The 20,142-nt window shown below is 67.0% G+C and carries 16 protein-coding genes; 10 read left to right on the plus strand and 6 right to left on the minus strand.

Annotated elements, in window-relative coordinates; genetic code table 11:
• Positions 1–8: 8 nt before the first annotated feature.
• The gene (locus AC5LXK_RS13500) at positions 9–1,607 is read right to left on the minus strand and encodes a multicopper oxidase family protein (RefSeq protein WP_493389263.1); all 1,599 of its coding nucleotides are present in this window, start codon (positions 1,605–1,607) and stop codon (positions 9–11) included.
• Positions 1,608–2,271: 664 nt separating this feature from the next.
• On the opposite strand from AC5LXK_RS13500, the gene AC5LXK_RS13505 reads away from it, so the two are divergent.
• Positions 2,272–2,496, plus strand: a complete 225-nt coding sequence (locus AC5LXK_RS13505) for a hypothetical protein (RefSeq protein WP_043190017.1) — start codon at positions 2,272–2,274, stop codon at positions 2,494–2,496.
• 123 nt (positions 2,497–2,619) lie between these two features.
• On the opposite strand, the gene AC5LXK_RS13510 is transcribed toward AC5LXK_RS13505, so the two are convergent.
• On the minus strand, positions 2,620–4,848 hold the full coding sequence (locus AC5LXK_RS13510; RefSeq protein ID WP_493389264.1) for an NADP-dependent isocitrate dehydrogenase: 2,229 nt from the start codon (positions 4,846–4,848) through the stop codon (positions 2,620–2,622).
• Positions 4,849–5,127: 279 nt separating this feature from the next.
• Positions 5,128–6,384 (minus strand): NADP-dependent isocitrate dehydrogenase, encoded by a 1,257-nt coding sequence (gene icd, locus AC5LXK_RS13515; RefSeq protein ID WP_493389265.1) that lies wholly within the window; start codon positions 6,382–6,384, stop codon positions 5,128–5,130.
• Positions 6,385–6,661: 277 nt separating this feature from the next.
• Between icd and AC5LXK_RS13520 the strand changes: the two genes are divergently transcribed.
• The 6 genes from AC5LXK_RS13520 to AC5LXK_RS13545 all read left to right on the plus strand — a co-directional run bounded on the left by AC5LXK_RS13520 (position 6,662) and on the right by AC5LXK_RS13545 (position 13,469).
• Positions 6,662–7,240 (plus strand): pseudouridine synthase, encoded by a 579-nt coding sequence (locus AC5LXK_RS13520; RefSeq protein WP_493389266.1) that lies wholly within the window; start codon positions 6,662–6,664, stop codon positions 7,238–7,240.
• 281 nt (positions 7,241–7,521) lie between these two features.
• Complete coding sequence (locus AC5LXK_RS13525) at positions 7,522–7,737, plus strand: hypothetical protein (RefSeq protein ID WP_011352970.1); 216 nt, start codon at positions 7,522–7,524, stop codon at positions 7,735–7,737.
• Between the two features lie 160 nt (positions 7,738–7,897).
• Entirely contained in the window at positions 7,898–8,398 is a 501-nt protein-coding gene (locus AC5LXK_RS13530; protein ID WP_493389267.1) for a DUF192 domain-containing protein, read from the plus strand.
• A 217-nt stretch (positions 8,399–8,615) separates the two neighbouring features.
• A complete protein-coding gene (fusA, locus tag AC5LXK_RS13535; protein WP_493389268.1) occupies positions 8,616–10,721 on the plus strand; it encodes an elongation factor G in 2,106 nt (701 codons plus the stop codon).
• Between the two features lie 164 nt (positions 10,722–10,885).
• Positions 10,886–11,896, plus strand: a complete 1,011-nt coding sequence (locus AC5LXK_RS13540; RefSeq protein WP_493389269.1) for a HoxN/HupN/NixA family nickel/cobalt transporter — start codon at positions 10,886–10,888, stop codon at positions 11,894–11,896.
• A 292-nt stretch (positions 11,897–12,188) separates the two neighbouring features.
• Complete coding sequence (locus AC5LXK_RS13545; protein WP_493391223.1) at positions 12,189–13,469, plus strand: hypothetical protein; 1,281 nt, start codon at positions 12,189–12,191, stop codon at positions 13,467–13,469.
• A gap of 27 nt (positions 13,470–13,496) precedes the next feature.
• Here AC5LXK_RS13545 and AC5LXK_RS13550 read toward each other — a convergent pair whose 3' ends face one another.
• Positions 13,497–14,342, minus strand: coding sequence for an aldo/keto reductase (locus tag AC5LXK_RS13550; protein WP_493389270.1), 846 nt, complete (start codon positions 14,340–14,342; stop codon positions 13,497–13,499).
• A gap of 177 nt (positions 14,343–14,519) precedes the next feature.
• Here AC5LXK_RS13550 and AC5LXK_RS13555 point away from each other — a divergent pair, with 177 nt between their 5' ends.
• Positions 14,520–15,266 (plus strand): GntR family transcriptional regulator, encoded by a 747-nt coding sequence (locus AC5LXK_RS13555; protein ID WP_011546029.1) that lies wholly within the window; start codon positions 14,520–14,522, stop codon positions 15,264–15,266.
• A 21-nt stretch (positions 15,267–15,287) separates the two neighbouring features.
• Here the strand turns inward: AC5LXK_RS13555 and AC5LXK_RS13560 are convergent, their stop codons facing one another.
• Positions 15,288–16,679, minus strand: a complete 1,392-nt coding sequence (locus tag AC5LXK_RS13560; RefSeq protein ID WP_493389271.1) for a CoA transferase — start codon at positions 16,677–16,679, stop codon at positions 15,288–15,290.
• A gap of 139 nt (positions 16,680–16,818) precedes the next feature.
• On the opposite strand from AC5LXK_RS13560, the gene AC5LXK_RS13565 reads away from it, so the two are divergent.
• Complete coding sequence (locus AC5LXK_RS13565) at positions 16,819–18,051, plus strand: citrate/2-methylcitrate synthase (RefSeq protein ID WP_493389272.1); 1,233 nt, start codon at positions 16,819–16,821, stop codon at positions 18,049–18,051.
• Here the strand turns inward: AC5LXK_RS13565 and AC5LXK_RS13570 are convergent.
• Entirely contained in the window at positions 18,024–18,347 is a 324-nt protein-coding gene (locus AC5LXK_RS13570; RefSeq protein WP_493389273.1) for a DUF2917 domain-containing protein, read from the minus strand. The two genes, AC5LXK_RS13565 and AC5LXK_RS13570, sit on opposite strands and share 28 nt — an antisense overlap.
• A gap of 223 nt (positions 18,348–18,570) precedes the next feature.
• Between AC5LXK_RS13570 and mdtD the strand changes: the two genes are divergently transcribed.
• Positions 18,571–20,007: a multidrug transporter subunit MdtD gene (gene mdtD / locus AC5LXK_RS13575; protein WP_493389274.1), complete on the plus strand. Its 1,437-nt coding sequence runs from the start codon at positions 18,571–18,573 to the stop codon at positions 20,005–20,007.
• The last annotated feature ends 135 nt before the right edge of the window (positions 20,008–20,142 follow it).

Raw genomic sequence — 20,142 nt, forward strand, 5'->3', positions numbered from 1 at the left:
CGACTTCGTTACACGACCTTCAGCGTGCCCATCATGCCGAGATCCTCGTGTTCGAGAATGTGGCAATGAAACATGCGCTCTCCGGGCATGTCTTGCGTGACGAGAATCGACACGGTTTCGCCACTGCGCACGTTGACGGTATCGCGCCATGCGCGGAATGGTTCAGGCGTCCGCGAACCGCCCGACGCGCGCTCGATCACCTGGAACTGCGTGCCGTGCAGGTGGAACGGGTGATCCATGTCCGTCGTATTGCGGATCTCCCAGCGCTCGACGTCGCCGCGACGGCTCGTCAGCGTCGCGCGGTGCGCCGCGTAGGTCTCACCGTTGATCGTGAAGCGCATGCCGGCCGGGCGACCCTGCGCCGCGCCCTTCATCATCGCGTCCATGTCCATTTCCTCGCCGAACGCGACCGTCTTGTGCGCGACCGGCTCGCCCAGCGGGAGCACCGCACGCAGCGTGGCGGGTACCGCGCGCGCGGCGGCAGGTGCAAACGCGACATCGGCGAGCGCCAGCGCCGGGTCGGGCGGCAGGCTGCCATGGCCGTCGTCGTGCGACATCGCCATCTTGCGGCGGTCGTATTCGGCCGCCTGCAGCACCGCGCGTGAAGCGCGGTCGCCGGCGCGCACCAGCAGTTCCGCACGCTCGCCCGGCGCGATCAGCAGCGACGTCACGCGGCGCGGCGCGTCGAACAGGCCGCCGTCGGTGCCCGCGTGCTCGAACGCGCGACCGTCGTCGAATGCGACGCGCAGGTAGCGCGCGCTGCACGCGTTCCATACGCGCCAGCGTTCGTCGCCCGCGACGTCGATGCGCGGCCGGCGTGCGCCGTTGACCAGCACGAACTGGCCTTCGCGGCCGTTCATCCAGTCCATCATGTCGTTCGGCGCAATCGTGCCGTCACGTGCAAGCTTCAGGTCGGATACGAACAGGTTGCGCTCGGGCCAGCCGGCAAGCGGGTCGTCCGCGGCACGCACGATGAACGGGCCGGCCAGCCCGCGGAACACCTGCTCGGCCGTCATCATGTGCGGATGCGGGTGGTACCAGTAGGTGCCGGCGCTGCCCTTCGGCAGCGTGAAGCGGTACACGCGCGTCGCGCCCGGCGCGACGGGATCGGACGGGTTGCCGTCCTGGTCGGGCGGCACGGGCAGGCCGTGCCAGTGGATCGTCGACGGCTGCGGCAGCTTGTTCACGAACCGGATCTCGACGGTATCGCCTTCGCGCACGTCGATCAGCGGGCCGACGACGGGGCCCTGCGTGCCGCCGCCGAACTGCCAGAACGTGGTCGGCCGTGCGCAGCGCAGCATCGGGCGCGCCACGGGTTGTGCGACCAGCGTGGCCCGGAACGTGCCGGGCTCGCGGCTTTCGTTGGCGAGCGTGCGCAACGTCGCGAGCGGCGCGCCGGCCGGCAGCGCATCGGCGGCCGCAAGCGCGGCCGGTGCGGGCTTGCCGTGTTGCGCGTGGCCCGACATCCCTGCCATGCCGGGCATGTCGTCCATCGAATCCATGCCGGCCATGCCCGCATGACCGGCATGCTGCGCCCACGCGGTGCGCGCGAACAACGACGCGGCCGCGACGCCGATGGCGCGCGACAGGAAGGTTCTCCGTATCATCAATCGATCCTTGTTATTCCATGCAGCGCCGCGCGACGGCCGCGGCGTCTGCGCCGGCCGGCTGGACCGCCGGTGCGCGACGCGAAATCCAATGCCCGCGTCATCATAACCGCAGGGCCTTATAGACGAACGCCGCCGCCGGGCGGGCGGCGATACGCCGCAGCAAGCGGTATTTCCGCGCGGACTCGATGCACCTCCTCCATCGCCGGCCGGCGCCGCGCTCCGTCAACCACCGCAACCCGCGCCCAGCCGCGCCGTTTGCATCCTCCGGTCGCCCCTCCTGCGCCCTCCGCTCGCCTCCGCATCGACACCCGCCGCATCGCCGATCCGCGAAACGACCAATATTTCACGATGCGGAACAAGTCGCTGCGTTGTAAAAAATCGTGGTGCAGGGCACAAATTTCGCGTTTCGCGATGCCGAAAATCATTCCGCAATACAAAACGAAAGAAATAATTCTTTGTTTTTAAAGGATAATTTTTGTTTCGAGAAGCCGTTCTACATGCACCATCCGAACGGGTCGCGGACGTAGACTTTGTTCCATGCACTGACGCTTCGCCAAGACGTTCGATACGGAACCCGGCGCAAGCAGCCAGTCGGGCCACAGCCGGTCGATCCGGCAGGCGGCACAACAGAATCGCTTGTGATCAGAAAGGGAGAACGGAAATGAAGGGATTTCGCTTTGGTTCAGCGCTCGGGTCGTTCTACATCCTGCCGGGTAACGGCGGCTGGGAAGCGACGTTCGGCAACGCCCTGCTCGGCGCATTCTCGTGCCCCGAAGTCGCGGCCGACCACATCTCCCGCGGCGACTGCGAGCAGCCGTCCGAACTGGACACGGCCACGCTCGAAGTGCCGCACGAAATCGCCGAATGGGAAATCGTTCACGTCTGAATGGCAAGCCTGCAACGAAAAACGCCCCGGGCGACCGGGGCGTTTTCATTTTGCGTCGGGCGGCGAACGGCGAGTTCCGCCGCGCCGGCATACGCATTGGCCCGCGCGATTGCGCGGCCCGCGTCAGGCGACTGCGTCGACGATGCCGTTCAGCGTCGCGCTCGGGCGCATTGCCCGGCTCGTCAGGTCGACGTTCGGACGGTAGTAGCCGCCGATCGCCTGCGCGTTGCCTTGCGCCGCCGCCAGTTCTTCCAGAATGCGCGCTTCGTTGTCGGACAGCGACTTCGCCACGCCTTCGAACTGCGCCTTCAGCGCGGCGTCGTCGGTCTGCTCGGCCAGCGCCTGCGCCCAGTACAGGCACAGGTAGAAGTGGCTGCCGCGGTTGTCGAGGCCGCCGACCTTGCGCGCGGGCGACTTGTTCTCGTCCAGGAACTTGCCGGTCGCCTGGTCGAGCGTCTTCGCGAGCACGACCGCCTTCGGGTTCTGGTATGCGTTGCCGAGGTGTTCGAGCGATGCGGCCAGTGCGAGGAATTCGCCCAGCGAATCCCAGCGCAGGAAGCCTTCCTCGACGAACTGCTGCACGTGCTTCGGCGCGGAGCCGCCCGCACCGGTTTCGAACATCCCGCCGCCGGCCATCAGCGGCACGATCGACAGCATCTTCGCGCTGGTGCCGAGCTCCATGATCGGGAACAGGTCGGTCAGGTAGTCGCGCAGCACGTTGCCGGTGACCGAGATCGTGTCCTTGCCCGCGCGGATGCGCTCGAGCGAGAAACGCGTCGCTTCGACCGGCGTCAGGACGCGGATGTCGAGACCGTTCGTGTCGTGATCCTTCAGGTAGCGTTCGACCTTCGCGATGATCTGCGCATCGTGCGCACGCGCCGGGTCGAGCCAGAACACGGCCGGTGCGCCGGTCGCGCGCGCACGGTTCACCGCGAGCTTGACCCAGTCCTGCACCGGTGCGTCCTTCGTCTGGCACATGCGCCAGATGTCGCCCGACTCGACCGCGTGCTCGAGCAGCACGTTGCCGGCTTCGTCGGTCACGCGCACGACGCCGTCCGCCGGGATCTGGAACGTCTTGTCGTGCGAACCGTATTCTTCAGCTGCCTGCGCCATCAGGCCGACGTTCGGCACGCTGCCCATCGTAACCGGATCGAATGCGCCGTGCTGCTTGCAGTCCTCGATCACGGCCTGGTACACGCCTGCGTAGCAGCGGTCCGGAATCACGGCCTTCGCGTCGTACAGCGCGCCGTCCGGGCCCCACATGCCGCCCGAATCGCGGATCATCGCCGGCATCGATGCGTCGACGATCACGTCGCTCGGCACGTGCAGGTTCGTGATGCCCTTGTCCGAGTTGACCATCGCGAGGCGCGGGCGCACCGCGTATTCGGCCTTGATGTCGGCTTCGATCGCTTCGCGCGTATCGGCCGGCAGGTCCTTCAGGCGCGCGTACAGGTCGCCAATGCCGTTGTTCGGGTTGAAGCCGGCCTGCGCCAGCACGTCCGCGTGCTTCGCGAGCGCGTCACGGTAGAACACCGATACGAAGTGACCGAACAGGATCGGGTCCGAGACCTTCATCATGGTCGCCTTCAGGTGCACCGAGAACAGCACGTCCTGCGCCTTCGCGTCGGCGATCTGCGCTTCGATGAAGCCGCGCAGCGCCTTGCGGCTCATCACCGAGGCGTCGATCACTTCACCGGCCTTCACGGCCGTCTTTTCCTTCAGCACCTTCTTCACGCCGTCGGTCGTCGTGAGTTCGATCTTCACGCTGCCGGCATCGGCGATCAGCGCCGACTTCTCGCTGCCGTAGAAATCGCCTTCGCTCATGTGCGCGACGTGCGCCTTCGACGTGGCCTTCCACGCGCCCATCTTGTGCGGATGCTTGCGTGCGTAGTTCTTGACCGACAGCGGCGCGCGGCGGTCGGAGTTGCCTTCGCGCAGCACCGGGTTCACCGCGCTGCCCTTGATCTTGTCGTAGCGCGCCTTGACGGCCTTCTCTTCGTCCGTCGACGGATCTTCCGGGTAGGCCGGCAGCTTGAAACCCTGCGCCTGCAGTTCGGCGATCGCGGCCTTCAGCTGCGGCACCGATGCGCTGATGTTCGGCAGCTTGATGATGTTCGCTTCCGGCTTCAGCGTGAGCTGGCCCAGCTCGGCCAGATCGTCGGAACCCTTCTGCTCCGGCGGCAGGACGTCCGCAAATGCGGCGATGATGCGGCCGGCGAGCGAGATGTCGCGCGTTTCGACGGCGACGCCGGACGAGCGCGTGAAGGCCTTGACGATCGGCAGCAGCGAATAGGTCGCGAGCGCGGGCGCTTCGTCGGTGAGGGTGTAGATGATCTTGGGCGAAGTGGACATGGTCGATGCGTTGCTACGTGAAAATTTGGACTCAGGAGCGCCGGCGGTAACCGGCGGGGAGCGACCGGGTCGGTCGCGAAAGGAGCGCGCCGGCTCAGCCGGGCGGTGGTATTGCGAGGGCCGTCATGTTCTACCTTGCAGGGCCTCCGGGCCGCATCGCGACGCCGCGGCCCGCATGCCGGACCGCCCTGCCAACAAACCTGCCATTCACGAAACGCTCCGGCGCCGGCAGTCAGCGCCGGGGCGGCCGGCACACGCCGGCCCACCCCGGAAGGGGTCTTACATGTTCTCGATCAGCACTTCGCCGAAGCCGGAGCACGACACCTGCGTCGCGCCTTCCATCAGGCGCGCGAAGTCGTACGTGACGCGCTTCTGCAGGATCGACTTCTCCATCGCGGCGATGATCGTGTCGGCCGCTTCCGTCCAGCCGAGGTGGCGCAGCATCATTTCCGCCGACAGGATCTCGGAACCCGGGTTCACGTAATCCTTGCCCGCGTACTTCGGCGCCGTGCCGTGCGTCGCCTCGAACATCGCGACCGAATCCGACAGGTTCGCGCCCGGCGCGATCCCGATGCCGCCGACCTGTGCGGCCAGTGCGTCGGAGATGTAGTCGCCGTTCAGGTTCAGCGTCGCGATCACGTCGTATTCGGCCGGGCGCAGCAGGATCTGCTGCAGGAACGCGTCGGCGATCGAATCCTTGATCACGATCTCGTTGCCCGTCTTCGGGTTCTTCACGCGCATCCACGGGCCGCCGTCGATCAGCTCGCCGCCGAATTCCTTCTGCGCGAGCGCGTAGCCGGCGTCACGGAACAGGCCTTCCGTGAACTTCATGATGTTGCCCTTGTGCACCAGCGTGACCGACTTGCGATCGTTGTCGATCGCGTACTGGATCGCCTTGCGCACGAGACGCTCGGTGCCTTCGGTCGACACGGGCTTGACGCCGATCCCCGAGGTTTCCGGGAAGCGGATCTTCTTCACGCCCATCTCGTCCTGCAGGAACTTGATGACCTTCTTCGCCTGCTCGGAGCCCGCGGCCCATTCGATGCCCGCGTAGATGTCTTCCGAGTTCTCGCGGAAGATCACCATGTCGATCTTCTGCGGCTCGCGCACCGGCGACGGCACGCCCTTGAAGTACTGGACCGGACGCAGACACACGTACAGGTCGAGTTCCTGGCGCAGCGCGACGTTCAGCGAACGGATGCCACCGCCGACCGGGGTCGTGAGCGGCCCCTTGATCGACACCACGTATTCCTTCAGCACCTGCAGCGTTTCTTCCGGGAGCCACACGTCCGGACCGTACACCTTCGTCGCCTTCTCGCCCGCGAAGATCTCCATCCAGTGGATCTTGCGCTTGCCCTTGTAGGCATGCGCGACCGCCGCGTCGACGACCTTGATCATGACCGGCGTGATATCGAAGCCCGTACCGTCGCCTTCGATATAGGGAATGATCGGCTGATCGGAAACGTTGAGCGAGAAGTCCTTGTTGACGGTGATCTTGTCACCGCCTTCCGGAACCTTGATGTGCTGATACGGCATGATCGACTCCAGTGACGTGGCTGAGCAGGTGATGCTGGTCGAAGCTGCGCGCGCGGCGGGGGCGCGGCATGGCCACCCCGTGACGGCAACAGCGAGCCGCTATTCTAGCGCCCCAACCGGGCACTTCGGCATGAACCGCGGCACTGCGTATCAAGACCTCACTTATGTCTTATATAAGACAGAGGACTTGCCGTTCCGTATTATGCATTAAGATTCCGCCATTTGCCATAGACCGCCCGCCCCCGCTTCCCGCGGCGCGCCGGGTGGACGCCCCGTCATGAACCTGATCGCCCTCAACAAGCCGTTCGGCACGATTTGCCAGTTTTCCGCGCACGAGACGCGGCCGTCGCTCGGCGACTGGGTAAAAACGCCCGGCGTCTATGCAGCCGGCCGGCTGGACGCCGACAGCGAAGGGTTGCTGCTGCTCACCGACGACGGCGCGCTGCAGGCCCGCATCGCGGAGCCGCGCCACAAGCTCGTGAAGCGCTACTGGGCGCAGGTCGAAGGCGCGCCCGGCCCGGCCGACCTGAAGGCGCTCGCGCGCGGCGTCGATCTCGGCGATTACGTGACGCGGCCGTGCCGCGCCGAATTCATCGAACCGCCCGACACGCTGTGGCCGCGCAATCCGCCGATCCGCTACCGCGCCGCGATCCCGACCACGTGGATCGAACTCGCGATCACCGAAGGCAAGAACCGGCAGGTGCGCCGGATGACGGCGGCCGTCGGGTTCCCGACGTTGCGCCTGGTGCGCGCCGGCATCGGCGCACTGGACATATTTGCGCTCGGCATTGCGCCGGGCGAAACAATCGCGCTGCCGCCACGCGCGCCGTGGGACGGTTTCGCGCCGGCCGGATGACGAATTCGGGACGCACGCATTTTTCGTCATCTTTTTCGTCAACCACCTGCGAAGATCGCGCGTTAAACCACGCAGATGCCAACCTTAGCTATCCGGCATTGGCAGCCGAACCCGTGTTTGTGTCACGAAAGCGACGTTTTTCTCGAATACGATTCGGCGCCCGCAGCGCAATGAGAAATTTCTCGAAGCGTCTGTCAACCGAAAGGTGGATGGCACCGTTAGACGACATGACTCCTATTGCCGGGTCATTTGGTTAATTAACTAAAGCTGAGGAACACAACATGAACAAACTGATCGCCGCTCTGGTCGCTGGCCTCTTCGCAACGGCTGCTTTCGCACAAGCTTCGGCTCCGGAAGCTGCTCCGGCAGCAGCAGAAGCTGCTTCGGCACCGGCTAAGCACGCTGCCAAGAAGCACCACGCAGCCAAGAAGCACCACAAGGCATCGAAGAAGGCTGCAGCAAGCGACGCAGCAGCACCGGCAGCTGCTTCGAACTAAGTAAGCTTGCTGTAATAACGCAGTCAAGAACACGCAGTTTTGCCGTTCTTACGGCGTTGAAAGGCAGATCACCGCAAGGCGATCTGCCTTTTTCTTTTGTGCGCCCACCCGCGCGCATCGCGTACCATGCGGGTCTCGTTTCCCAGACAGGAGCCATGCTGTGCAATTCTCCCTGCGCTCGTCGCTCGGCCGCCTTGCGCGCGCCGCCGTGTTTCCCGCCGCGCTCGCCGTCCTCGCGTTCGGCATGCAGGCTGCCAGCGCGCAGATGCCGCCCGGCGCCAAGCAGCCGAGCGAGTTCCCGCGCGTGAAGCTGCGCGCCGGCATGTACGTGATCGACGCGGCCGTCGCCGCGAACGACGCCGACCGCGAACAGGGGCTGATGTACCGTTCGCAGCTCGCGCCGAACGAAGGCATGCTGTTCGTCTTCAACGAGAATGCCGTGCATTGCTTCTGGATGAAGAACACGCTGATCCCGCTGTCGATCGCGTTCATCCGCGCGGACGGCACGATCACCGACATCGACGAGATGCGCGCCGAGACGACCGACAACCACTGCCCGCGCAACAACGGCGTCTATGCGCTCGAAATGAGCAAGGGCTGGTTCGCGGCCAAGGGCATCAAGCCCGGCATGAAGCTCGACGGGCTGCCGCAGGCCCAGTAACGGTCTTCGCCGCGGCGTCGCGCCGCGCACCGACCGAAACCGGCCGCCCGTTGGGCGCCGGTTTTTTTTCGCCCGGCGCCCGGCGTCCGCCTTGATTCAGCCGGCGCCGGCCGCATCTGCAAAAGCCACGCGCAAGCGCTATGCTTTAAGTCTCGCTTGTTCCACCCCGGGTCGGCCCTGCCGGCCCGCTTACGATCCGAACCACCAGGAGGTTCACGTGCCCCGCAAAACCCCCATCGAGCGCTATCGAAATATCGGGATCAGCGCTCACATCGATGCCGGCAAGACCACGACGACCGAGCGCATCCTGTTTTACACCGGCGTGAGCCACAAGATCGGTGAAGTGCACGACGGCGCGGCCACGATGGACTGGATGGAGCAGGAGCAGGAACGCGGCATCACGATCACGTCGGCGGCGACCACGGCCTTCTGGAAGGGCATGGCCGGCAACTATCCGGAACACCGCATCAACATCATCGATACGCCCGGGCACGTCGACTTCACGATCGAAGTCGAGCGCTCGATGCGCGTGCTCGACGGCGCGTGCATGGTCTACGACTCGGTCGGCGGCGTGCAGCCGCAATCCGAAACCGTGTGGCGCCAGGCGAACAAATACAAGGTGCCGCGCATCGCGTTCGTCAACAAGATGGACCGCATCGGCGCCGACTTCTTCCGTGTGCAGAAGCAGATCGGCGACCGACTGAAAGGCGTCGCCGTGCCGATCCAGATTCCGATCGGCGCGGAAGATCACTTCCAGGGCGTCGTCGATCTCGTGAAGATGAAGGCAATCGTGTGGGACGACGAAAGCCAGGGCGTGAAGTTCACGTACGAAGACATCCCCGCGAATCTCGTCGAGCTCGCGCACGAATGGCGCGAGAAGATGGTCGAGGCGGCTGCCGAAGCGAGCGAGGAACTGCTCGAGAAGTACCTGCACGACCACGAGTCGCTGACCGAGGACGAGATCAAGGGCGCGCTGCGCAAGCGCACGATCGCGAACGAGATCGTGCCGATGCTGTGCGGCAGCGCGTTCAAGAACAAGGGCGTGCAGGCGATGCTCGACGCGGTGATCGACTACCTGCCGTCGCCGGCCGACGTGCCGGCGATTCTCGGTCACGACCTGCACGACAAGGAAGCGGAACGTCATCCGAACGACGAGGATCCGTTCTCGTCGCTCGCGTTCAAGATCATGACCGACCCGTTCGTCGGCCAGCTGATCTTCTTCCGCGTGTATTCGGGCGTCGTCGAATCCGGCGACACGGTGCTCAACGCGACGAAGGACAAGAAGGAACGGCTCGGCCGGATCCTGCAGATGCACGCAAACGAGCGCAAGGAAATCAAGGAAGTGCGCGCGGGCGACATCGCGGCGGCCGTCGGCCTGAAGGAAGCGACCACCGGCGACACGCTGTGCGACCCGGCTCACCCGATCGTGCTCGAACGCATGATCTTCCCCGAGCCGGTGATCTCGCAGGCGGTCGAGCCGAAGACGAAGGCCGACCAGGAAAAGATGGGCCTGGCGCTCAACCGTCTCGCCCAGGAAGATCCGTCGTTCCGCGTGCAGACCGACGAGGAATCGGGGCAGACGATCATTTCGGGGATGGGCGAGCTGCACCTCGAAATCCTGGTTGACCGGATGAAGCGCGAGTTCGGCGTGGAAGCCACGGTCGGCAAGCCGCAAGTCGCCTATCGCGAGACGGTGCGCACGCCTGCGAAGGACGTCGAGGGCAAGTTCGTCAAGCAGTCGGGCGGCCGCGGCCAGTACGGCCACGCGGTGATCACGCTCGAGCCGAATCCCGGCAAGGGCTACGAGTTCGTCGACGCAATCAAGGGCGGCGTGATTCCGCGCGAATACATTCCGTCGGTCGACAAGGGTATCCAGGAAACGCTGAAGAGCGGCGTGCTGGCGGGCTATCCGGTCGTCGACGTGAAGGTCACGCTGACGTTCGGTTCGTACCACGACGTCGACTCGAACGAAAACGCGTTCCGGATGGCCGGTTCGATGGCGTTCAAGGAAGCGATGCGCCGCGCGAAGCCCGTGCTGCTCGAACCGATGATGGCCGTCGAGGTGGAAACGCCCGAGGACTTCATGGGCAACGTGATGGGCGACCTGTCGAGCCGTCGCGGCATCGTGCAGGGGATGGAGGACATCGCGGGCGGCGGCGGCAAGCTCGTGCGCGCCGAAGTACCGCTCGCGGAGATGTTCGGCTATTCGACGTCGCTGCGTTCGGCCACGCAGGGCCGCGCGACGTACACGATGGAGTTCAAGCAGTACGCGGAAACGCCGGCCAACGTATCGGAAGGCGTGATCAGCGCGAAGACGAAGTAAGCGCCGGGCGCTCGCGCCCTGTCGCATGCAAGCCAGGCCCGTCCGGTTCCGGACGGGCTTTTTTTCGTCCGGCGCGCGCTGCACCCGCGTTTTTTTGATCGGCACGCCAGGCATTTTTTTTGCATGCCACAATGGCTCGCGATTCGTCAGATGGAACCCGCCCGATGCCGCCCACCCCTGCCCTGCGCCGCCTGCTGATGCTCTACGCCGGCCTGATCGCCGCGAACGTCGCCGTCTGGCTGTGGGCGCTCGCGGTGCTGCGCGATCATCCGCTGCTGCTCGGCACTGCGGCGATCGCGTACGGGCTCGGGCTGCGTCACGCGGTCGACGCCGATCATATCGCCGCGATCGACGTCGCGACGCGCAAGCTGATGCAGGACGGCCAGCGTCCGGTGAGCGTCGGGCTGTTCTTCTCGCTCGGCCATTCGACGATCGTGATCGCCGCGACGCTCGGCATCGCACTGACCGCGTTCGCGCTGCGCGACCGGTTCGATGCGTTCCGCGAGATCGGCGGCACGATCGGCACCGCCGTATCGGCCACCTTCCTGCTCGTGCTCGCGTGCGTGAACCTGATGATCCTGCGCGACGTGTGGCGACGTTATCGCCGCGCACCCGGGCACGGACACGACGACACGCACGCGCACCGCCCTGCCGGGCTCATTTCGCGACTGCTGCGCCCGCTGTTCCGGTTCGTGTCGAAGAGCTGGCACATGTATCCGGTCGGCGTGCTGTTCGGCCTGGGTTTCGATACTGCAACCGAAATCGGCCTGCTCGCGATTGCCGCCGCGCAGGCAAGCCAGGGGCTGCCGGTCTACACGGTCATGCTGTTTCCCGCGTTGTTCACCGCCGGCATGACGCTGATCGATTCGACCGACAACGTGCTGATGGTTCATGCATACGGCTGGGCAATGGACGATCCGCAACGCAAGCTGCTCTACAACGCGAGCATCACGTTCGTGTCGGCGGCCGTCGCGCTGGCGATCGGCGGGATCGAGGCGGCCGGGCTGCTGGCCGACAAGCTGTCGCTGACGGGCCCCGTGCGCGATGCGCTCGATGCGCTCGGCGAGCGCTTCGGCTCGATCGGCTATGGCATCGTCGCACTGTTCCTCGTCTGCTGGATCGTGTCGATCCTGTTCCACCGCTGGCAACGCGCGGCCGATGCGCCGGCACGCTGAGCAACGCTCAGACGTTTCAATCCCGAAACAAAACGCCCCCGACGACGTCGCATGCGCCGTCGCGCGCCTGCGTGCGCGTTGCGCCACGGGCACAAGCGGCCGATGGCACGAATCTCGCAGATAGGGATTCGCACGGCGGGCCCGCGTACCGATCCGCGTTCACGGCTGGCGTCAAGCGCCGGCCCTGAATCAATCGACCGCCGAAAAAAGGACTACGAATCTTTGCCGGCCCCCTGCACGACATGTAGATAGCCGCGCGGCGACGAGGCATCGCGCGCATGGGGAAGCCATGATGCATAAGACAAAACAACCGTTCCGCCCGGCGGGACGGCGCCCTCGTGCAGCCTTGCTGGCCGCAGCCGCGTTTGCGTGCTGCTGCTCGTATGCCGTTGCACAAAACACGACGCCTGACTCCGCGCCCGACGCGAATGCCAGCGCGGACTCCATCATGACACTGGTCGAGGACGCATCGTCGTGCGCCGCCAATCCGGCTGCGTGCGCGATGCACGTCTATGCCGGTGGTGGCGGCGGGAACGGTGCGGGTACGAGCGGTAGCGGCGGTAGCGGTAGCGGTAGCGGCGGAAATAACGGGAATGGCGCCGTCGGACCTGCCGGCGTCGGCGGAACCACAAGCGGAACCTCCAGTGGTACGAGCGGCACCGGCCGCGGCGGTAATACGTCCGGCAGTGGTAGTTCAGGTGGCGGTACTTCGGGTGGTGGTACTTCAGGTGGCGGCACTTCCGGCGGCGGCACTTCAGGTGGCGGCACTTCCGGCGGCGGCACTTCCGGCGGCGGCACTTCAGGTGGCGGCACTTCCGGCGGCGGCACTTCGGGTGGCGGCACTTCCGGCGGCGGCACTTCGGGTGGCGGCACTTCCGGCGGCGGCACTTCGGGTGGCGGTACTTCGGGTGGCGGCACTTCAGGTGGCGGCACTTCAGGTGGTGGCACTTCAGGTGGCGGCACTTCAGGTGGTGGCACTTCAGGTGGTGGCACTTCAGGTGGTGGCACTTCAGGTGGTGGCACTTCAGGTGGTGGCACTTCAGGTGGTGGCACTTCGGGCGGCGGCACTTCGGGTGGCGGCCATGGTGGCCACGGCGGCAGCAGCAGCGGTGGCAGTTGCGGCGACGGTGACGGCGGTGGCCACGGAAACGGCGGCGGCCACGGCGACGGTGACGGCGGTGGCCACGGAAACGGCGGCGGTCACGGCAACGGTGACGGCGGTGGTCACGGCCATGGCGGCGGCCATGGCGACGGTGACGGCGGTGGTCACGGCAACGGCAATGGCAGTGGTGGCGCCGGTAACGGCGGTTCCAGCGGCGTCGGCAACGGCCGTGGAAATGGCAACGGTGCTGGTGGAGGCCAAGGCAACGGCTCTGGTGGCAATGGTGGCCACGGCAACGGCAGTGGAGGCACCGGTAACGGCGGTCACGGCAATGGCGGTGGCAACGGTAGCGGCAACGGCAGCGGAGGCGCCGGCAATGGCGGTGCCAACGGCGTCGGCAACGGCCACGGCACGGGTAACGGCAACGGCGGCGGTCACGGCAATGGTGGATCGTCCGGCGGCAACCACTGACCGGAAGCGTTACCCGCCCGGGTGCAATCAGAGCATCTCGAGCGCGCGCTTGCTGCGTGGCGGGCGGAAATAGGCGTCGAGCTGCGCGCGCTCGTCATCGCCCAACTTGAAATCGAGCGCGGCGCGATTGTCGCGCACGTGCTCGATCCTCGATGCCTTCGGGATCGCGAACACGCCCGGTTGCGCCAGTACCCATGCCAGCGCGACCCGCATCACCGACACGCCGCGCAGCCGCGCGATCTCGTCGAGCGGCGAGCGTTTCGGCAACCGCCCGTGATCGATCGGGCTGTACGCCATTGCCGGCATCCGGTGATCGGCGAGCCACGGCAGCAGGTCGAATTCCGGGCCGCGCCGCGCGATGTTGTAGAGGATCTGGTTGGCCGCGCACGCCCCGCCGCCCGCCTCGTCGACGAGCTCGACCATGTCGGCCGTATCGAAGTTGCTCACGCCCCAGTGACGGATCTTGCCCGCGCGCTGCAACGCCTCGAACCCCTCGACCGTCTCCTCGAGCGGCACCGAGCCGCGCCAGTGCAGCAGGTACAGGTCGAGGCGATCGGTACGCAAGCGCTTGAGACTCGCGTCGCACGCGGCGACGACGCCGCGCCGGCTCGCATGGTGCGGATAGACCTTGCTGACGAGGAACACGTCGTCGCGCAGGCCTGCGAGCGCCTCGCCGACGAGCGTTTCGGTCGCACCGTCACCATACATCTCGGCCGTATCGACCAGCGTCATCCCGAGGTCGACGCCCTCGCGCAGCGCGGCAATCTCGTCCGCGCGCCGGGCCGGCCGCTCGCCCATTTCCCAAGTGCCCAGGCCAAGCTTCGGAATCGTCTCGCCGTCCGGCAGGACGACCGTGGCGATCGTGTCTGTCATGCGTTCCTCGTTGCAGATTCGTTGCGGATTCGTGGCCGCGCACCGCGGCCGAAGCGTGGAATACGACGCGTCAGTGTAGTCAATCGGTGCGCCCGCAGCCTATTACACGGCAAAAACCGGCTATAACGGCGCGGCGTGATGACTTAGAATGGCCGCAACCTGATCGATACCCATTCCATGAAGGCACCCACGGACGACCGGTGGCAGGACCTGCGCCCCGACCCCGACAACGACACGCCGCTCTACCTGCAGCTCGCCCGCAAGCTCGGTGACGCGATCCACGACAACCGCTGGACGGCCGGCGAAGCACTGCCTTCCGAGCGCGTGCTGTCCGAAGCGCTCGGCGTGTCGCGCATCACCGCGCGCAAGGCGATCGCGCTGCTCGTCGAGCAGGGCTTGATCCGCCGCACGCAGGGCGCGGGCAATTTCATCCAGCCGCGCTACGAGGATCCGCTGTCGCGATTGTCGAGCTTCAGCGAAATGCTCGAGCGCCGCGGCTTCAAGCCCAGCTCGCAATGGCTCGCGCGCGAAATTCAGCCGGCGAACCGCGACGAAGTGATCCAGCTCGGGCTGTCGCCGGCTGCATCCGTTACGCGCCTGAAACGCCTGCGGCTCGCCGACGGCATCGTGATGGCCGTCGAGAACTCGACGTTCCCCGCGACGCTGATTCCCGATCCGCAAGCGATCGCCGGCTCGCTGTACAGCTACCTCGAAGCGCGCGGCACACCGATCGTGCGCGCACTGCAGCATTTCCGCGCAGTCAACGCGACCGACGAGATCGCCGAACAGATGGGCATCGCGCCGCACGACGCACTGCTGCTGATCACGCGGATCGGCTATACGTCGGACCAGCGCGCGATCGAACTGACCGATACCTACTGCCGCAACGACTACTACGATTTCGTCGTCGAGTTGCGCAAGTAACGCGCGCCGCACCGCCGGCGCTTACAGCCAGCGTGCCTCGTCGGTGCCGAGCGGCACGGGGGGGCGCTCAAACGCCGGCGGCGTCGCCGACAACCGCTCGGCCGGCCGCACGGTGTCGAGCATCCCGAACGGCGACGCGAGGCGGTCGATCCGGTCGCGCACGTCGGCAGGCGCGAGATCGGGCACCTGCAACCCGTCCGGCACGTTGCCGAACGACTGCAGCCAGCGCCCCGTCTGCGCGAGCGACATCCGCACGTGCCAGCTTCCCCCCTCCTTCGCACGCCGAGCGAGCGCCATCATCGCGCCGAACGCCGCGAGATAACCCGTCGCATGGTCGAGCGCCTGGCACGGCAAATGGCGCGGCCCGTCCGCCTGCGCGGCGTGCTGCTCCTGCCATGCGATGCCGCTCGCCGACTGCACGAGGCTGTCGAAACCGCGCCGCTTCGCCCACGGCCCCGCGTGCCCGTAGGCCGACACCGACACGCACACGATGCCGGGCCGCAGCGCTGCGAGTGCCTGCGGCGCGAAACCGCGTGCCGCGAGCGCGCCGGGCCGATACGACTGCAGAAACACGTCGGCATCGCTCGTGAGTGCGTGCAACGTATCGATGCCCGCCGCGTCGCGCAGATCGATCCACGTCGAACGCTTGCCGCGCCCGTTGTCGATCACGAGCGGCGCGATGTTCGGCAGGTGCGGACCGTTGACGAGCAGCGTCTGCGCGCCGTGCGACGCCAGTGTCCGACCCGCGACCGGCCCCGCGATGATGCGCGTGAGATCGAGCACGCGCACGCCGGCGAGCGGCTGGCCGGTGTCGCCGCGGCCGACCGGCTCGACCGGCGCGTCGCCGATCCGCTCGATCTCGAACAGCGGCAACGACGCGATCGCGCGCGCCTGCTCGTGCGCCGCCCATTCTTCAGGTGTTCTGATCAAGGCCGCGCACAGGCCGGCCTCGGCCAGCGCGGTATCGAGCGCCGCGCCGTCCCATGTGCGGATCGCCGCGGCGACGTCGGCGGGTTCCGCGCCGCAGCCGAGCACGTCGATGATGCCGTGCAGGTGATGCGGAAAGTTCGCGTGCAGCTGGATCCAGCGCCCGTCGCGCGTCTCGAAGAACCCCGTCACCGGGTGACGCAACTCCGGCGGCGGGCCGTCGTCGACTCGCAGGTAGCGCTCGCTGCGGAACGCGATCAGCGCATCGCGCACCGACACGTCGACGGATTGCGCGATGCCGGTGCGAAGCCGGTGACATTCCGCCGCCGCGAGCCCGGCTGCCGCGATCGTCGCGGCAGCCAGCGTGCCGACGTGAAACGTCGACGGCAGCGTCGGGTCCTGGCCCGTCACGGTCGCGCGGGCCAGTGCGCCGGGATCGCCTTGTGCGAGTTGCCACAGATGCGTCAATGCGAGTTCGGGTGTCATGGCGAAAGGAGTCCGTTGAGGAGACGGAATCGAGTCTAGAATTCTCGACAGACGCGATCAATCTTGATTGCATGAATCAATGCATAACGAATAGTTGTAGCGGGGCCGCGCTTCATGCGCCCCGACAGGAGCCACCGGCATGACATCCCTCAGTGCGCAGGAAGCGGCGGGCATCCTCGGTGTCAGCGTGAGCACGCTCTATGCGTATGTGAGCCGCGGTCTGCTGCGCTCGCTGCCCGACGGCACAACCAAGCGTCGCTGCTACGACGCGGACGAGGTGCGCCTGCTCGCGCGCCGCCGTGCCGACGCGAAGCGCGCGGGCGGCGTAGCCGAACGTTCGCTCGACTGGGGCGTGCCGGTATTGGAATCGCGGATCACGCAGATCGCCGACGGCCGCCTGTGCTACCGCGGCGCCGATGCGGTCGCGCTGGCCGACGAAGCGACGCTCGAAGACACGGCCGCGCGGCTCTGGGACTGCCCGCCCGCGCGGCTGGCACGCACATCGCTCGCGTCGACCGGTTTCGACGCCGCGCAGTGGGACGACTGGGCGCGCCGCTGGGCGCATCTTGCGCCGGTCGAACGCGCGCTGGTGCTGCTGCCTGCTGCTGCAGCGTCGCTGCCGCGCCTGTGGGCGCAAGGGCGCGACGCACAGCTCGACTCCGCCGCGCTGCTGCTGCGCGTCGCGACGGCTGCGCTCGCCGGCATCGCACCGGGCGACGCGCCCGTACACCTGCAGCTCGCGACCGCATGGCGCGTACGTCAACGCGACGAAACCGACCTGTTGCGGCGCGCGCTCGTGCTGTGCGCCGATCATGAACTGAATCCGTCGACCTTCGCGGTACGCTGCATCGCGTCGACCGGCACCCACCTGTTCGGCGCGGTCACGGGCGGGCTCGCGGCGCTGTCGGGGCCGCGCCACGGCGGCGAGACGTTCCGCGCGGGTACACTGCTCGACGAAGCGGCCCGCGCCGCCGACCTCGACCGCTACCTTGCGCTGCGGCTGGCGCGCGACGAACGCGCGGACAGCGGCCGCACGGCCCTGTCCGGCTTCGCGCACCCGCTGTACCCCGACGGCGACCCGCGCGCGCGGGCGCTGCTCGACGCGCTGCACGCCGCGACGCCCGACCGGCCGGCGCTGCGTACGGCGCACGCGCTCGCCGCGCGCGTCGAAGCGGCGACGGGCCTGCGCCCGGCGATCGATTACGCGCTCGCGGTGCTGGAGCGCACGCTCGCGCTGCCTGAAGGCGCGGCATTCACGCTGTTCGCAGCAGGCCGCACGGCCGGCTGGATCGCGCATGCGCTCGAACAGTACGCGGACGGGAAGCTGATCCGGCCGCGGGCGCGCTACGTCGGCAGCGACGCAGCCGTGTGACGACGGCCGTCGCGCCACGCGGCGAACGGACGCCACCACGCGTGCGCGGCCTGCTTGGCCGGCACCGCGAGCGGACCGAACGCGAACGTCGCGCCGCACTGCCCCGCGCTGACCCACGCACGCGTGCCGGGCAGCAACGTCAGCGACGCACCGGCACCCAGCCAGTGATCGTCCGGACGGCCCTCGACGGTCACCCACACTTCGCCTTCGGCCACCTCGAGCAGTGTGCGGTCGACGATCCGCCACCGTCCGGCCGGCTCATCGCCGTCCATCACGTAAAGTCGCAGTTCGCGCATGGCAGCCTCCTGGTCGCACGGGTTCGATGGCACCAGTATTTCGGACAGTGGCAGCACACGGACAGATACGGCCGCAGACACTTTTGACTGAACTGTACTGGCCAACCGACGGGGACAGGCCTCCGTCGGGCAGGCCCGACGCCGCATCGCATGCCGTCTCGAGCCTGCACGGCGCGGCGCCTTTCCCTACAATGTCGGCTGTCCCGCGCCACCGCCCACCACCATGTTCCAGCGCCCGCCCGCCGCCGCTCCCGGCGAAAAGAACCTCACCGTGATGCTCTGGCTCGTTGCGACGGGCTTCTTCATGCAGACGCTCGATTCGACGATCGTCAACACGGCGCTGCCGTCGATGGCCGCGAGCCTCGGCGAATCGCCGCTGCGGATGCAGTCGGTCGTGATCGCGTACTCGCTGACGATGGCGGTGATGATCCCCGTGTCGGGCTGGCTCGCCGATACGTTCGGCACGCGGCGCGTGTTCTTCAGCGCGATCCTGGTGTTCTCGCTCGGCTCGCTGCTGTGCGCGAACGCACATACGCTGACGCAACTCGTCGCATTCCGCGTCGTGCAGGGGGTCGGCGGCGCGATGCTGCTGCCGGTCGGGCGGCTCGCGGTGCTGCGCACGTTCCCGGCCGAACGCTACCTGCCCGCGCTGTCGTTCGTCGCGATTCCGGGCCTGATCGGCCCGCTGATCGGGCCGACGCTCGGCGGCTGGCTCGTGAAGATCGCGTCGTGGCACTGGATCTTCCTGATCAACGTGCCGGTCGGCGTCGCAGGCTGCATCGCGACCTTCTATTCGATGCCCGATTCGCGCAACCCGGCCGTCGGCCGCTTCGACCTGAAAGGTTATCTGCTGCTGACGATCGGCATGATCGCGATCTCGCTGTCGCTCGACGGGCTCGCCGATCTCGGCATGCAGCACGCGGCCGTGCTGGTGCTGCTGATCCTGAGCCTTGCATGCTTCGTCGCATACGGGCTGTACGCGGTGCGTGCGCCGCAACCGATCTTCTCGCTCGAACTGTTCAGGATCCACACGTTCAGCGTCGGCCTGCTCGGCAACCTGTTCGCGCGGATCGGCAGCGGTGCGATGCCGTACCTGATCCCGCTGCTGCTGCAGGTGAGCCTCGGCTACTCGGCGTTCGAGGCCGGGCTGATGATGCTGCCGGTCGCGGCGGCCGGGATGTTCTCGAAGCGGATCATCACGCGCCTGATCACGCAGCACGGCTACCGCAAGGTGCTGCTCGCGAACACGATCATGGTCGGCGTGATGATGGCGAGCTTCGCGCTGATGCGCGACACGGTGCCGGTCTGGGTGAAGGTCGTGCATCTCGCGCTGTTCGGCGGCTTCAACTCGATGCAGTTCACCGCGATGAACACGCTGACGCTGAAGGATCTCGGCACGGGCGGCGCGAGCAGCGGCAACAGCCTGTTCTCGCTCGTGCAGATGCTGTCGATGAGCCTCGGCGTCACGGTCGCGGGCGCGCTGCTCGCGACGTTCACGGGCATGCTGCGCACGGTGACGCCCAGCAACACGCTGCCGGCGTTCCATGCGACGTTCATCTGCGTCGGGATCATCACGGCCGCGTCCGCGTGGATCTTCGCGCAGCTCGCGCCCGAGATCCGCAACACCGCGCGCAAGACCGACCCGTCCGAGCGCACGTGACGCGCGGCGCGTGCCGAATCGGGTCGGCGCGCACCACCGCGGTGCAACGCCGCCCTGCCGTGCGCCGCCTGCCGGCCGCGACGGGCCGCCGCACGCGGTACGATGCCGTGCATGCTTCTTGCTCGCCTATTCTCT

The sequence above is a fragment of the Burkholderia pulmonis genome, assembly GCF_984667975.1.